This window comes from Massilia sp. BKSP1R2A-1, from assembly GCF_050586525.1.
Classification (GTDB): domain Bacteria; phylum Pseudomonadota; class Gammaproteobacteria; order Burkholderiales; family Burkholderiaceae_D; genus Telluria.
On sequence record NZ_JBOBRE010000010.1, the window covers coordinates 169895 to 185132 of the forward strand.

11 protein-coding genes are annotated in these 15238 nt (G+C 68.0%); 5 read left to right on the forward strand and 6 right to left on the reverse strand.

Features of this window, described 5'->3' with window-relative positions; all coding sequences use genetic code 11:
- Nucleotides 1-188: 188 nt before the first annotated feature.
- Nucleotides 189-3107, reverse strand: coding sequence for a TonB-dependent receptor domain-containing protein (locus tag ACQ7JA_RS16670; RefSeq protein WP_430899702.1), 2919 nt, complete (start codon nt 3105-3107; stop codon nt 189-191).
- A 409-nt stretch (nt 3108-3516) separates the two neighbouring features.
- Here ACQ7JA_RS16670 and ACQ7JA_RS16675 point away from each other — a divergent pair, with 409 nt between their 5' ends.
- Entirely contained in the window at nt 3517-4965 is a 1449-nt protein-coding gene (locus ACQ7JA_RS16675) for a Gfo/Idh/MocA family protein (protein ID WP_430899704.1), read from the forward strand.
- Nucleotides 4966-4975: 10 nt separating this feature from the next.
- Here ACQ7JA_RS16675 and ACQ7JA_RS16680 read toward each other — a convergent pair whose 3' ends face one another.
- Nucleotides 4976-5905 (reverse strand): LysR substrate-binding domain-containing protein, encoded by a 930-nt coding sequence (locus ACQ7JA_RS16680; protein WP_430899794.1) that lies wholly within the window; start codon nt 5903-5905, stop codon nt 4976-4978.
- A 130-nt stretch (nt 5906-6035) separates the two neighbouring features.
- On the opposite strand from ACQ7JA_RS16680, the gene ACQ7JA_RS16685 reads away from it, so the two are divergent.
- Nucleotides 6036-6779: an SDR family oxidoreductase gene (locus ACQ7JA_RS16685; RefSeq protein ID WP_430899706.1), complete on the forward strand. Its 744-nt coding sequence runs from the start codon at nt 6036-6038 to the stop codon at nt 6777-6779.
- Nucleotides 6780-6963: 184 nt separating this feature from the next.
- Here the strand turns inward: ACQ7JA_RS16685 and ACQ7JA_RS16690 are convergent, their stop codons facing one another.
- Nucleotides 6964-8943 carry a hypothetical protein gene (locus ACQ7JA_RS16690; RefSeq protein ID WP_430899708.1) on the reverse strand — a complete coding sequence of 660 codons (1980 nt, stop codon included), beginning with the start codon at nt 8941-8943 and terminating at the stop codon, nt 6964-6966.
- Between the two features lie 86 nt (nt 8944-9029).
- Between ACQ7JA_RS16690 and ACQ7JA_RS16695 the strand changes: the two genes are divergently transcribed.
- Nucleotides 9030-10088, forward strand: coding sequence for an AI-2E family transporter (locus ACQ7JA_RS16695; protein WP_430899710.1), 1059 nt, complete (start codon nt 9030-9032; stop codon nt 10086-10088).
- A 29-nt stretch (nt 10089-10117) separates the two neighbouring features.
- Here ACQ7JA_RS16695 and ACQ7JA_RS16700 read toward each other — a convergent pair whose 3' ends face one another.
- Nucleotides 10118-11350 carry a hypothetical protein gene (locus tag ACQ7JA_RS16700; protein ID WP_430899712.1) on the reverse strand — a complete coding sequence of 411 codons (1233 nt, stop codon included), beginning with the start codon at nt 11348-11350 and terminating at the stop codon, nt 10118-10120.
- 147 nt (nt 11351-11497) lie between these two features.
- Between ACQ7JA_RS16700 and ACQ7JA_RS16705 the strand changes: the two genes are divergently transcribed.
- Together ACQ7JA_RS16705 and ACQ7JA_RS16710 are read left to right on the forward strand one after the other, a co-directional pair.
- A complete protein-coding gene (locus tag ACQ7JA_RS16705) occupies nt 11498-12082 on the forward strand; it encodes a TetR/AcrR family transcriptional regulator (RefSeq protein WP_430899714.1) in 585 nt (194 codons plus the stop codon).
- A 109-nt stretch (nt 12083-12191) separates the two neighbouring features.
- Complete coding sequence (locus ACQ7JA_RS16710; protein ID WP_430899716.1) at nt 12192-12776, forward strand: DUF308 domain-containing protein; 585 nt, start codon at nt 12192-12194, stop codon at nt 12774-12776.
- Here ACQ7JA_RS16710 and ACQ7JA_RS16715 read toward each other — a convergent pair.
- Nucleotides 12715-13743, reverse strand: coding sequence for a LacI family DNA-binding transcriptional regulator (locus ACQ7JA_RS16715; RefSeq protein ID WP_430899718.1), 1029 nt, complete (start codon nt 13741-13743; stop codon nt 12715-12717). The genes ACQ7JA_RS16710 and ACQ7JA_RS16715 overlap by 62 nt on opposite strands.
- Before the next feature lie 30 nt (nt 13744-13773).
- On the reverse strand, nt 13774-15225 hold the full coding sequence (locus ACQ7JA_RS16720) for a glycoside hydrolase family 30 protein (RefSeq protein WP_430899720.1): 1452 nt from the start codon (nt 15223-15225) through the stop codon (nt 13774-13776).
- Nucleotides 15226-15238 lie beyond the last annotated feature (13 nt).

Below are 15238 nucleotides of genomic sequence, written 5' to 3' on the forward strand. Positions count from 1 at the left end.
GGCAAAGTCGCGCAGGGAGGTTTCGCGCCACCGGCCGACGGTCCTGGCGCCCTGGTGCGGGCCTTCGGCCGCGCGCGTGTCGGGGGCATCGTCATGGTCGACAGCGTCGTCGCCTGGCAGACCGCGGACGGGGACCCGGCAACGGGCGGCGCGCTGCGCCGCCCTTCAGGAGACGGCAGGATACCCGCTTAGAACTTGTACTCCACCGAGACGCGGTAGACACGGCCCATCATGTCGGCGAGGCTGGTGAGATAGCCGCCGCTGTAGATGGTGTTGGCCGTGATCGGCGGCCACTCTTCCGTGATGTTGTTGACGCCGAGCTGCACGGTGGTGTTCTTGATGCCCGTGTAGCGCACGTTCAGGTTGAACTGGCTGTACTTGTCGACTTCCGTCAGGGTCGAGCCGGCGCGCGGCGTCAGGTCGGTGAGGCCCGTATTGAAGCGCTGCGACAGCGTGGTCTTCCAGTCGCCGTAGCCCCAGGTGACGGCCGCGGTGTACTTCCAGCGCGGATTCACCTGCGGCATGCCGGCCAGACCGGCGTTCGGGCCCGCGCTGCCGAAGCGGCCGTCGTTGGTGATGATGCCGACGTTGCTCAGCCACGGGCCGCCGCGCTCGCTCTGGAACTCGTACTTGTGGTACCAGGTCGCATCGAGCTTGGCGTCGAAGGTGCCGAAGCTGGTTTTCGGGAAGCGGTAGGTGGTCGAGATGTCCGCGCCGCGGATGCGGGTCTGGCCGCGGTTGGCCTGGCTGGCCACGATGTAGTCGATGGTGCCGTCGGCCTTGCGGTTGATGAAGGTCTCGTACTTGCCCGGGTTCTGCTGGATCTCGGCGATCGACACCGCGCCCAGCACGTCCTTCAGCTTGAGGCCCCAGTAGTCGACGGTGATCGACAGGTCCTTGACCGGCTCCAGGCCGAAGCCGATATTGAAGCCGCGCGACTTTTCCGGCTTCAGGAAGCTGTTGTTCGGCGACTTGGTCCAGTAGGTGGTCTGCACGTTGCAGACCTGGTCGGCCGTATAGCCTGGCGACGGCGTGCCGGTGCCGGCCACCAGCGGCTGCGAGCTGCGGCACAGCACCGGGTCGTCCATCACCTGGGTGCGCACTTCCGGCGTCGGGTTCTGGATGTCCATGATCGACGGCGCACGGAAGCCGCTCGAGACCGAAGCGCGCACCAAGAGCTTGTCGCTCGGGGTCCAGCGCGTCGCCAGCGCCGGGTTCACGGTGGTCTGCTTCAGGTCGTCGTAGTGGTCGGCGCGCACCGAGCCGTTGACGGTGAAGGTCTGGGTGATCGGGGCGTCGGCCTCCAGCACCAGCGAAGAGATCTTGCGCTTGAGCTTCTTGGCCACGCCCTGCGGCACTTCGCCCACCAGGTCGGTCTGGCGCACGTTGCCGGAGGCGTCGATGTTGTAGCTTCCGTTCGCGTTCTTGAGCACATAGTCGAGCGGCGCGTTGAAGGTGCGCGCCGAGTCTTCGCGCAGTTCGCCGGAGAGCGCCAGGATCAGGTCGCCGCCGCCCAGTTCCCACACCGGCTTCGTGACGGTCAGGTCGACGCTCTTGTTGAAGGCCTTGTTCAGGCGGTAGGTGTAGTCCTCGGCCTGGATGCTGCGCAGGTATTCGGCGCCGGCGGCGTCCTGCGGGCCGAAGGGGTTCAGGATGCCCTTGTCGAAGCCTTCCTGGGCCTTCGAGTACAGGATGTAGCCTTCGCCCACGCGGGTGTCGCGCTTGGAGCGGCCGTAATTCAGGCCTGCGCGGTAGTCCCATCCCATGACTTCGCCCTCGGCCGACAGCACGATGCGGTCGTTGCCCTGCTCGTCGTTGCGGTAGGCCGGTCCCAGTTCGCCCGGTCCCCACTGGAAGTAGATGGTCCGGTTGTTCATGTTGAGGTTGCTGACCGCGCCCGGGGTCCTGGAACCGTCGATGTACATGGCCGGGGTGTTGGCGCCGGTGTTGCTGCCCACGACCTGCGGCAGCGGCGTGATGCCGTTGCCTGGGTAGAATCGGTTGGTCGGCGACATCGAATAGGTGGTGAAGGGCTGGTTCGAGCCCGCCACCTGCATGCCGCGGTACTTCTGCACGGTGAATTCGGAGTGCAGCAGGTCGAGGTCGATCTTGTGGCCGCCGGCCAGGTTCCAGCTGGCGCGCGCGCTGACGGTGGTGATCTCGCTGCCGTCGGTGACGGCGGTCCAGTACAGCGGATTGCGGATGCATCCCGGCGCATAGGTCGGCGTCGCGGCGGTGCTCAGGTTGCCGAGGGTCGGCAGCGACCAGGGCGAGGAGCAGCCGGTGGCGAAGGCCGGGTTGTAGTTCGAGTTCGCATTGCGCGCGAAGCCGAAGTTGGCCAGCGGGTTCGGATTGCGGCCGTCAGGAGTGATGCCCAGGCCGAGCGTGCGCAGCACGGCCGGGTCGTGCTGGTCCGGGCGGTCGCCCTGGAACAGCGCATCCTTCTTCTGGTGGTCGACGGCGATGTAGGCATTGAAGCCGTCCTGGCCCAGGTTGCCCCAGCCGGCGATGGCGCCGATGCTCCTGGTGGCGCCGCCGCCGCTCATCTCGGGGCGCGCGTACTCGGCCTTGATCGACGCGCCCTGGTAGCCGCGCTTGGTCCAGTAGTTCTGCACGCCGCCGATGGCGTCCGCGCCGTAGATCGAGGCGCCGCCGCCATTGAGGGTCTCGACGCGGTCGAGCGCCATCCGCGGGATCACGTTGACCGAGATGTACTGGTCCTGCAGCGGCTCGTTCGCCAGCCGGCGGCCGTTCAGCAGGGACAGGGTGCGCATCGGGCCGAGGCCGCGCAGGTTGGTGACGGGACCGGCCGCGCCGGAGTTGGTGCCGAGCGAGAGCGACTGCGGCTGCTCGAGCACGAAGTCCTTCAGCTCGGTGTGACCGCGCGCTTCGAGTTCCTGCGCCTTGACGGTGACGACCGGGTTGGTGCCTTCGTCGGCGACGCGGCGGATCAGCGAACCGGTCACGACCACCGCCTGTGCGACGGGGGTGTCGGCGGGCGGCTCGGAAGTCTGGGCTTGCGCCTGCCCTGCCAGCTGGAACAGCGCAAGGCTGACCGCGGTGGCGAGCGTGGCGCGGCGTGGGGTGGGTACAAAGTACGGCTTCATTCAGTCTCCTTGATATTTTTGTAAGAATTGATATGACCACACCTCTATCTGGTCAGGCCACTGCCGCCGACCTCGACCTCAACTCCCGACCTTTCTACGAAGGCATCTGAAGAATTGATATGACCACATCATAAACTGGTCTGTCCACTTTTTGAAAAAAAATGTTGAAATGTTCCTTCGATACATCACGCAAACGATTGCACCCCGAGATTCGACTTCGCTGAGCCGGTGTGGCGCCCTGCAGGCGCGTCATCGCAAACGTCCCCTCGGCTGGCATGCGCGAGCGCGGAGCGGTGTTTGCGGCAGTCCAGCCAATCCATAATTGGTCTTGCCAATTTTCCAGGTTCACGCCAACATAGGCTGACCGGACTCTCGGGTTCGGCCCATTACAACAAGTTTGGAGACGGACATGAGTGAAAAGAACGTTGGGGGAATCGATCGACGTACGGTACTGAAGACGGCCGGCGCGGCCGGCCTCCTGGCGGCGAGCGGCGCCTGGGCGGCCGCGCCGCGCAAGCGCTATGCGGTCGTCGGCGTGGGTTCGCGTGCGCGCATGTTCACCAATGCGATGACGGGCAAGTTCCGCGACACCTCCGAGATCGTCGGGGTGTGCGACCGCAATGCGGGACGCCTGGCGCGCGCCGTGAAGACGATTGCCGACACTGGCGCCAGTCAGCCACGCGCCTACGCCGCGGCGGACTTCGACCGCATGCTGCGCGAAACGAAGCCGCAGTTCGTGATCGTGACCACCACCGACGCCAGCCACGACGACTACATCGTGCGCGCGCTCGATGCCGGCTGCGACGTGATCACCGAGAAGCCGATGACCACCACCGCCGAGAAGGCGCAGCGCATCATCGATGCCGTCAAGCGCAGCGGCCGACAGGTCCGCGTCACCTTCAACTACCGCTACTCGCCGCCGCGCACCCAGATCAAGGAGCTCCTGATGTCGGGCGAGATCGGCGACGTCATCTCGGTCGATTTCACCTGGCTGCTCAATACCGTGCACGGGGCCGACTACTTCCGCCGCTGGCACGCGAACAAGGCCAACTCGGGCGGCCTGATGGTACATAAGTCGACCCACCACTTCGACCTGGTCAACTGGTGGCTCGGCGCCCAGCCGGAAACCGTGCACGCCTTCGGTTCGCGCCAGTTCTACACGCCGGAAACCGCGCGCCGCATGGGTCTGTCGGGCCCGCACGTGCGCTGCCTGACCTGCCCGGAAAAGCAGAAGTGCAGCTTCTATTTCGACCTGGCCGCCGACCCCGGCCTGAAAGCCCTCTACCTCGAGAACGAACAATACGACGGCTACTTCCGCGACGGGTGCGTGTGGCGCCCGGGCATCGACATCGAGGACACCATGAACGTGATGGTCCGCTACGACAACGGCGCCCACCTGAACTACGCGCTGTCGGCCTATGACGCGTGGGAGGGCTACCACATCGCCTTCAACGGCACCAAGGGCCGCATCGAGCACCGCATCGTCGAATCCGGCGGCGCGGCCGGCGCGGCCAAGGTGCAAAGCGGCAGCGAAAGCGTGTCGATCCGCGTGATCCCGATGCGCGGCCAGCCGCGCGACATCGAACCGATCATCGGCAAGGGCAGCCATGGCGGCGGCGACGACGTGATGCTGAACGAGATCTTCGGCGTGGATCCGGGCGACAAGTACAAGCGCGCTTCGGACGAGCGCGCCGGCGCCTGGTCGGCCCTGGTCGGCATTGCGGCCAACAAATGTTTCGAGACCGGCCAGACGGTGCGCATCGCCGACCTGGTCACCGGCCTCACGCCGCCCGACCGGGCGCCGATGCCGGACCGCCGCGCGCCGGTCCCGATGCCGATCCGGATCAAGATTCCCTGATCCGCCGCGGCTACGCCTCCTGGAAGCGGCGGGCATACCCGCGCGCTTCGGCCTCGGCGACGACGTGGTCCACGAACACGCGGACCTTCGCCGGCAGGAGCTTGCGGCTGGCGTAGTAGATGCACAGCGGCTTCGCCGCCGCGTACCAGCCTGGCAGCAGGCGCACCAGCGCTCCCGACTCCAGCAGCGGCAGCGCATGCGGCATCGGCAGCATGGCGACGCCGAGCCCGCAGGCGGCCGCGTGGGCCAGCGCTTCCGGGTCGTCGAACACGGCCACCGGGCGCACGGTGGCGACCACTTCGTCCCCTGCGCCGTTCCCGAGCACCCAGGGCGTCAGGCGGCCCGACATGATGTGCCGGCGCAGCAGGCCGGCATGCTGGGCCAGCTGCGCCGGTTCGGCAGGGGCCGGATGGCGGGCCAGGTAGCCCGGCGCGGCGACCGGCACGATCCGCACCCGCGCCAGCTCCCTTGCGACCAGTCCTTCGGTCAGTTCCATGCCGCCGCCGACGGCGACATCGAAACCTTCGCGCACCAGGTCGACCTGGCGGTTATCGAAGCGCAGGTCGGGCTGGATGTCCGGGTAGCGCCGCAGGAAGTCGTCCAGCAGCGGCACGATGTAGTTGCGGCCGACCGTCGGCGCCAGGGAGATCTTGAGCGCGCCGGCCGGCTTGCCCGCGCCCCCGCGCGACTCCGCCAGCGCATCGCCGATCTCCGCCCAGGGCAGGCGAACCTGCCTGTAGAGGCGCTCGCCTTCCTCCGTCAGGCTCAGGCTGCGGGTGCTGCGCTGGAACAGGCGCACGCCCAGGCCCGCCTCGAGCCGCGCCACGCTCTTGCTGACCGCGGCGGGGGTCAGGCCAAGGCGCCTGGCGGCGGCGGAGAAGCTGGCGCCGTCGGCGGCGGCCACGAAGGCGTCGAGGTGGATGGCGAGGTCGGTGTGCATGTTCACGTGGAGGATGTCCAACCCAGTTTATACCACTGGTTGAAACTGATGGCACTTATCTGTGACTAGTGCGACCAAGTGCGCGGAGGGATACTGCCTTCACCCCTCCTCCACTCTGAAAGGAAGCACCATGAACACCAGCCTCAATGGAAAAGTCGCCTTCGTCAACGGCGGTTCGCGCGGCATCGGCGCCGCGACTGCGCGCCGCCTTGCACAGGAAGGCGCGACCGTCGTCATCGGCTACGCAAGCTCGGCCGCCGCCGCCCAGGCCCTCGCCGCCGACATCGAAGCACAAGGCGGCAAGGCGCATGCCGTCCATGCGGACGCCTCGGACGCCACGGCCTTGCGGCGCGCGATCGACGGCACGGCAGAGCGTTTCGGCCGCCTCGACATCCTGGTCAACAGCGCGGGCGTGCTGGTCCTGAATCCGGTCGACAGCTTTACCCTGGAAGACTTCGACCGGACCGTCGCCGTCAACGTCCGCGCCGTGTTCGTCGCGGCGCAAGCGGCGGCGGTCCATATGCGCGACGGTGGGCGCATCATCAACATCGGCAGCACGAATGCCGGGCGCATGCCTTTCGCCGGCGGCGCCGTCTACGCGATGAGCAAATCGGCCCTGACCGGCCTGGCCAAAGGGCTGGCGCGCGACCTGGGCGGACGCGGCATCACGGTCAACAACGTCAATCCCGGTCCGGTCGACACCGACATGAACCCCGCCGACAGCGACTTCGCCGCCGGCCTGCACGGCCTGATGGCCCTGCCGCGCCACGGCCGCCCCGAGGAAATCGCCGGCATGGTCGCCTACCTCGCGAGCGAGGAGGCCGCCTTCGTCACCGGGGCCGACCTGCTGATCGACGGCGGCTTCGCAGCCTGATCCCGATGGCCGGACGTCAGGGACTACGTGACTGACGCATTCGTAGCTTTGGTAGGGTGGGCAATCCTTTGCCCACGCGTTCAACTACCAGGGGCGTCACGTCCTTGTATCCGTGAGTTGAACGCGTGGGCGGAGGACCGCCCACGCTACAGGAAATTTCGTGCAACGGTATCAGCGTCAGACCCTACAGATCGACCGACAGATAGGTCGAGGCGATCCGGCCGTTGATGACGTCGTAGGCCCCCGCCCCGCGCAGTTCCAGGCCGTAGGTGTCGAACAGGTTGCTGACCGCGACCCGCAGCGATGCGGGTCGCTCGAGCAAGGTAAAGCGGTAGCGGCCCGCGAGCGAAACCAGGGTGCGCGCCGGCAGCGCGACCCGGTTGTCGACGGTCGCCGTGATGGCGCCCGAATGCGAGGCCGTCATGTCCAGCGACAGCCCGTCCAGCCAGGGCGTGCGCCAGTCGAGATTGAGTTCGGCGCTGCGCCGGCTCATGCCGACCGGGCGCTCGCCCACCCGGCCCAGGCGCACGCCCTCGCCGGTCGCGCGCGGCCGCGACAGCACGGCGCCCGCCACCATGTTCAGGCGCGGTCCAAGACGCCCGGCCAGCGACACTTCCAGGCCCCGGTTCTGCACGTCGCCCAGCTGGGCATAACGGTTGCCCGCGTCGAAGTTGAAGTAAGGCTTGCGCAGGTCGAAGACGGTGGCCACCAGCTTCATGTCGGGCCACAAGGCGTAGCGCAGGCCGAGGTCGCCCTGGGTGGTGCGGATCGCCGGCAGCAGCTCGTTGCGGTTCAGCGCATTGCTGGGCGCGACACCGCTCTCTTCCAGTCCCCGCGTAAAGCTGCCGAAGGCGACCAGGTCCCGGCCCAGATGGGCGGCCGCCGTCGCGTTGTACAGCCAGGGCTTGCCCTCGGCGGTGGCGAGCGGCAGGCCGGGCTTCTGCAGGCGCTTGCGGTAGTCGGTCTTCTGCAGGCTGAAGCCGATCTCGCCGACATTCCTCCAGCGCCCGTCGTAGGCCACGCCGCCGGTCCACTGGCGCGTGCGGTCGCGGGTCTGCTCGCCGAAGGCGAAGTGCGGCTGCGGCGCATCGTAGCGCGCGTCGATCGGGGTGCGTCCGAGGTCGAAGGATTGCGAGCCGTCATAGCGGCGCTGGCGGTCGCGCGCACGCACGCTGAGGTGGACGTTGTGCAGGCGCGGGCCTTCGGCCATGGTGCGGGTGGCGCGCAGCTCGCCGCTGGTGGAACTGTTTTCCGCCGGCGGATCGACGATCAGGCGCCGGTTGCCGGTGCGGTCCGGCGTCACGTCGGTCAGCAGGTGGGTGAAGGCGCGGTGGTCCGCATAGGTCGAGCGGAAGATCCCGCCGCGTACCATCCAGCCCTGCCCCGCACCCAGCGTGGCGAGCAGGCCGCCGTTCATCGCGGTGGTGCGGTAGTCGGCCCATTCCGGCCCGTTGAAGCGGCGCCGCTCGATGCGCGGCGGCAGCGCGCTGCCGCGCGGCAGGTAGCTCGGCGCCTTCTCGTCGTCGTAGGTCTCGGAGCGGTGCCAGAACGGGACCAGTTCCAGCGCCGCGACCGGCCGCCAGCGCAGGCTGAGCGCCGCGTTGCGGTAGCGCGAATCGGTCCCGTTCGCATATTCGTTGGTCCCGAGCGCGCCGCCATAGCCCAGGCTCAGGCCACGCGACAGCGGCGCTTCGCCATCCAGCTCGGCGTAAGCCGCGCCGTAGCTGTCGCCGCCCGTCACCAGCGCCAGGCGCGCCGCGTCGCCCGGTTTGCGGAAGCTGTAGTCGACGATGCCGGTAGGCGCCGGGAAGGGATAGCCCTGGGCCGAGATGCCGACCCGGATATTGGTGGAGCGCCGGATGCGCGAGCTCAAGCCCCAGACCTGGTCGAAGTACAGGCCTTCGATGCGCGCATTGCCGGCGGCGATCGGCGAGAAGCCGCGCACGCTCGAGGAGTTGTACAGGCCGATGGTCTCGCGCCCGACGCTGGTGCCGAAGGCATCCTCGGCCTGGCGCATCGCGTTTTCCTCCGCGCGCCCCTGGACTTCGCGGCTGCCGCTCTTGGGCGGCTCGGCCGGCTGGTCCGCCGCGGGAGGGGTGGTCTGCGCCCAGCCAGGGGATACGCACAGTGCCAGCAGGACGGTCGAGCTCAGGGTTTTCAGCATGAAGGAGTGCACACGAATCGGAAAAGACAGCGATTATCGGGTATTGATAGAGTATTATCAACGGGAAACAAACTCCAAATCGCGCGATGAAACAGTTCACCCTTCCGCAAAACTCCTTCCTGCTCCTGCTGGGGATCGTAACCCTGGCCTTCTTCTGGATCCTGCTGCCCTTCTCCGGCGCCGTGTTCTGGGGCATGGTGCTGGCCATCGTGTTCGCGCCCATGCACGACCGCATCCTGCGCGAGCTCGGCAACCGGCCCAACACGGCGGCGCTGATCTCCCTGATGCTGATCGTGCTGATGGTGATCCTGCCGGTGACCCTGATTTCCGCCGCCCTGGTCGACCAGGCCCTCGGCCTGTACGCCATGGTCAGCGGCGGCCAGCTCGACTTCAACGCGATGCTGCGCCGGATCGTGACCGGCCTGCCGGATTGGGCGGGTGCGATGTACGAACGCTACTACCCGACCGTCCTCTCGACGATCCAGGAAAAGCTCGCCGCCGGCGTGGCCCAGGCCAGCCAACTGGCGGCGCGCTATGCGGTGAATGTCGGCTCGAGCGCGCTCAACTTCCTGATCAGCATGACGGTGATGCTCTACCTGCTGTTCTTCCTGTTCCGCGACGGCCGCACCATCGCGGCCCGCATCAAGCGCGCGGTGCCGATGAGCTCACGCTACAAGAAGCCGCTGTTCGACAATTTCACGACCGTGATCCGCGCCACCGTGAAGGGCAATGTGCTGGTCGCGCTGGCGCAAGGCGCCCTGGGCGGCCTGATCTTCTGGTTCCTCGACGTGCCGGGACCGGTGCTGTGGGGCGTGGTGATGGCCTTCCTGTCCCTGCTGCCCGCGGTCGGCGCGGCCATCATCTGGGGGCCGGTGGCGGCCTGGTTCCTGTTCACGGGCTCGGTGTGGCAGGGCGCGGTGCTGGCCCTGTATGGCGTGCTGGTGATCGGCCTGGTCGACAATCTGCTGCGTCCCATCCTGGTGGGCAAGGACACCAAGCTGCCGGACTACCTGGTGCTGCTGTCGACGATCGGCGGGATGGCCCTGTTCGGCCTGAACGGCTTCGTGATCGGGCCGGTGATCGCGGCCCTGTTCATCGCGGCCTGGAGCCTGTTTGCCAGCTCCGAAGAGTTTCACGGGGAGTGAAACCGGCGCCGCGATGAACGGCGCCGTACTTAGAAGTTCAGCGTGACGCTGCGCGGGCAGTGATCGCTCGCCTCGAGGCGCTGGTTCGGCACCTGCACCACGGCGGTCTTGCGCGACACCAGTCCCGGCGCCTGGCGCGCCGCCAGCGGGCCGCTCAGCACGATGTGGTCGAGCCCCGTGAAGCCGCGGCAGGCGGAATCGGCCTGCAGCGGCACCTGCGTCAGCGGGCGGCCCGCGTCGGCCAGTTCCTGCCAGAGGTAGCGCGTCGCCACCTTGCCCGTCGCATCCTCCTTCGGCGCGCCGAGCGGATTGCTGCCGTCGATGCGCACCTGCTCCGGCTTGATGGCGGCGGCGGCTTCCTCGTCGATGCGGCGGTTGAAGTCGCCCAGCAGCACGTACTCGGGGCTCTGCTTGCCCACGCTGTCCAGCCAGCGCTCGAGCGGCGCGACCTGGCGGTTCAGGACCGTGCAGGCAGTGGCCGGATCGTCCAGCAGGCGCGCCTGGTAGACCGGGGTCGGCACGATGTTGGCGCAGCCGGACTTCAGGTGCACGTTCAGGAAGCTCACGCGCCGTCCCGGCAGCTGCAGTTCCAGCGCCAGGCCCGGGCGCACCTTGCGCGCCTTCGGATCACCGGGATTGTCGACCACCGCCAGTTCGCGGTTGACGCTGCAACGGCCCGCCTCCTTGCTCAAGCTGCGGTCCCAGGCGAAGGCCACGGTCTGGAAACCCTCGTGCGGCGCGTCGCACACATCGAAGCGGTCGGCATAGCGGCCCAGCAGCGTCTTGACCACCTCGGCCGAACGCACTTCCTGGAAGGCGAGCACGCGCACGCCCTGGGTCTCGATCAGCTTGTCGACGGTCGCCTGCAGGCCGGCCAGCTTGGCGGCGTAGTCGACGCCGGTGGGCGGCGTCGTGCTGTTGCGGCCCAGGTAGGCGTTACACGGCGCCATCATGGCGGCCTGCTCCGGGCCGCCGGCCAGGCGCTCGGTGTCGGCGACGCACTGGGCGGCGGCCTTCACCGCCGCGTCGTCCGGGCGCATTCCGCCGGGGCCGCGCTTGGGGCGGGTATCGCACCAGGACACCGCATTGCAGACGGCGGCATGCTGCTCGAAGTCCTTCTGCGAGCCGGCCCAGGCCAGGTTGAAGGAGGCGACGCCGATCTGCACGGCGGAAGCCGGTGCGGCGGGTTCGGCGGCATGGACAGCCGGGGTTGCAAGCAGCGCCGCCACGAGGGCGAGGCGGGTCGGATTGAAGGTCAGCATCGGACTTTTTTCACAGGGTGGTTGAAGCGATCGTGATCGCAGCGATCGAAGGGCGCATGGATTATCGCGGACTTCGCCGGCCACGGCAATCGGCAAGCCGGAGAAGCAGCGCTTGACGACAAACCTACCAGTAGGTAGGATGCTCGCATGAACAAGACCTCCACCACCGCCGACGATATCCTGGCCTGCGCCCGCTCCCTGGTCGTCGCAGGCGGCTACAATGGTTTCAGCTACGCCGACATCGCCGAGTCGGTCGGCATCCGCAAGCCCAGCATCCACCACCACTTTCCCAGCAAGGCGGAACTGGTGACGACGCTGGTCAGCCGCTACCGGGAGGAAGCGCAGGCGGGCATCGCCGGCATCGAGCACGCCATTCCAGATCCGCTCGGGCAGATGCGCGCCTACATCGGCTACTGGAAGGCCTGCATCGGGGATGCAAGCGCCCCTTTCTGCGTGTGCGCCCTGCTGGCCAACGAACTTCCGGTGCTGCCCGAACCGGTCGCCCTCGAGATCCGCGCCTATTTCCGCTTCCTGTCCGGCTGGCTCACCTCGGTTTTCGAGCGCGGCGCGGCGCAGGGGAGCATTGTCCTGAAGGAGTCCCCTCGCATCGAGGCGGAGACGCTCATGGCGACCGTCCACGGCGCCATGCTCTCGGCCCGCGCCTATGGCGACACCGGCATGTTTGCCACCATCATGGACCCGCAACTGGCGCGCCTCACCGCGGGCGCCTGAACTTTTCCGCAGGACGCCTCGACCGACCGCGACACGAACCGTCGAATCGCTCCTTTTTCGATCCGTCCATCTACCAACTAGTAGGTACATTATAAAGAACGAAACCACCGTGCACGCCAACGCCGCCATCCAGGAAGGCTGGCTCCAACCTTATTACTATGCCCGGGCGGCGTTCTCGATCGCCTGGATCGGCCTGGCGGCCGCCTTCGGCACGGGCTTTCCGGCCATTGCGGCGGCCCTGCTGATCCTGTATCCGGCCTGGGATGCGCTGGCCAACCTGGCCGACGGCCAGCGCAGCGGCGGCATCCTGTCGAACCGGCCGCAGGCCATCAACGTGCTGGTCAGCCTGGTGGTGACCGCGGCGATTGCCGCCGCCCTCCCCGACATGCATCGGGTACTCGCCGTATTCGGCGCCTGGGCGATCCTGTCCGGCCTGCTCCAGCTTGGCGCCGCCCTGCGCCGCCGGAAGCACAGCGGCGCCCAGTGGGCGATGATCCTGAGCGGCGCCCAGTCGGCGCTGGCCGGCGCCGTGTTCATCCATCAAGCGGGCGGACAGGCCATGCCCTCGATCGTCACGGTGATCGGCTATGCCGGCTTCGGCGCCTTCTACTTCCTGGTCTCGGCGGTCTCGCTCAGCTTGCGGGGTTGGCGTGCGAAGCAGGCGGAGCGAGCGAAGCGCGCAGCGTCACGCTGACAGGAAACTCGCGCACCACCGGGCGCCGGCCGCCGTCGCAGAGGTTGAGCAGTTCGGCAACGGCGCTGGCCGTCATCTCGCGCCAGGGAATGCGCACCGAGCTCAATGGTGGCGCCGAATAGGCGGCGCTGGGCGCGTCGTCGTAGCCGATCACGGAGACGTCGCGCGGCACGCGCAGGCCCGCCTCGTAGAAGCAGGAGATGGCGCCGAGGGCCATCTCGTCGTTGGCGCAGAACAGCGCCGTGAACCGGGTTCCCGACGCCAGCAGCTCGTGGGCGGCGGACCAGCCCGCGCTCGAGGAAAAATCGGCCTCGCTCACCCACATGGCCGCGGTGTCGATGCCGGCGGCTTCCAGCTCGCACATGAAGCCTTCGATGCGCTCGACGTTGTCCTGCACCGCCCAGGGGCCGGCCAGCACGGCGATCTCGCGGTGTCCCTGCCCGAGCAGGGCCCGGGCCGCCAGGCGTCCGCCCAGCACGTGGTCCACCGTGAAGCATTGCTCGGGAATGCTCCTGACGGCGTAGTTCAGCGCGACCAGGCGCCGGCGCCGCTCGCCGAACAGCGCCAGGTCTTCTTCCTGCAGGGGGCTGGTGAGCACGATGACGCCGTCGCAGCCGCGCTCGAGCAGCAGGTTCACGCCGTCGACCGCTTCGCGCCGCGCCTCGCCCTTGCCGGTGCCGAAGCCGATCATCATGTGCAGGCCGGCGCCGCGCAGTTCGGCGTCGATGATCGCCAGGATGGCGGTATAGAAGGTCCCGGAGAGCATCGGGATGTAGACGCCGACCATGCGCGAGCGCCCGTACAGGAGCGAGCGCGCCGTGTGCGAGGGCCGGTAGCCCAGCGCGTCGATGGCCTGCCTGACCCGTTCCAGCTTGTCGGGCGAGACCGAGCCCTTGCCGCGCACCACGCGCGACGCGGTCCCGGTCCCCACCCCCGCCATGCGGGCCACATCCTTGATTGTCGCCACGGTCCTCCCCGACCTCTGCTTGTTGTGGAGTTAACGTAGCACAGTCTGGATGGCGCGGGCCGGAATGTCCACCGCCACCTCGGCGCCGTCGACCTGCAGGCGATAGCGCTGCGCCGCGTCGGTCCGGTTCATCACCACGATCGCCAGCTTGCCGTCCGGATTGCGGAAGGCGACCGTGTCCAGCGTGCTGCGGCTGGTGCTGGCGCCCACGCGCCTCGCCCCGGGCTTGATGTAGCGGGTGAAGTGGCCCATGTAGGCATAGCTCGGCGTGAATACCAGCTGCCCGTCATCGCTCGCATGCAGCAGCGCGAAACAATAGTTGCCCACGTGGTTGGGTCCACCGCGGCTGTCGAGCAGCATGTTCCAGTCGATCCAGCCGGCCGCGCCGGCGTTCAGGTCGGCCATGATCTCGCTGCCGTAGCGTTCGCCGTTGGCCCAGTCCTGCAGGCGCGCCGGGTCGAACTTCTCGACCGTCGCCTCCGTCATCAGGAGCGGCAGGTCCGGATAGGCGGCGTGCACGGCGGCGACGTTGCGGTGCATGGGCTGGCCCTTGGCCCAGGTCTCGTACCAGTGGAAGCCGATGCCCCAGACATAGGGCCGCGCCTTCGGGTCCGACAGGATGTGGGCGGCGCGCTGCGGCAGCAGGTCGCGGTTGTGGTCCCAGACGATGATCTTCTTGTCCTTCATCCCGGCCCGCGCAAGCGCCGGGCCGAGGTGGTCGCCCAGGAAGCGCGTCTCGTCCTCGGCGCTGTAGATCATCGATTCCCAGCGCTGCTTGGCCATCGGTTCGTTCTGCACCGACAGGCCCCACAGCGGAATGCCCGCCTTCTCGTAGGCCTGGACGAACCTGACGATGTAATTCGCCCACAGGTCCCGGTTCTCCGGCAGCAGGCTGCCGCCCTGCAGCATATTGTTGTTCGACTTCATCCAGGCCGGCGCGCTCCAGGGACTGGCGAAGACGCGCATCGCCGTCCCCTGCAACTTGGCGGCGGCCAGGGATGCGCGCAGCAGCGGCACGCGGTGGCGCATGTCGTGCTCGATGCTGAACGACGCCAGGCTGCGGTCGCCGTCCTTGACGTAGGTGTAGCTGCCGCTGCTGAAGTCCGAGCTGTGGATCGTCGTCCTCAGCACGTTGTAGCCGAGACCCTCGCGCGGGTCGAAGTAGGCCTTCAGGTAGGCCTGCTGCGCGCTTGGAGTCAGTTTCGCGTACACCTCGGCCACCGCATCGGTCACGGCGCCGCCGAAGCCGAACACCTCCTGGTAGCGCTGGCGCGTATCGACGAACACCGCGGTCTCGGTTTCCATCGGCTGCCCGGCCGGCCGCGGCGCGCCCAGCGTCTGCGCCGCGAAACGCTGGCCGCTTCCCTGCGCCGTGGTGACCACCTGCCAGGCGGCGCCCGTCCCCTGCGCACCCGCCGCAGCTCCCATCATCGTCAGGGCCACTCCGCACACCACGCGCATCGCGTTTCGTCTGGTCGTCATTCGGTCTCCTTTT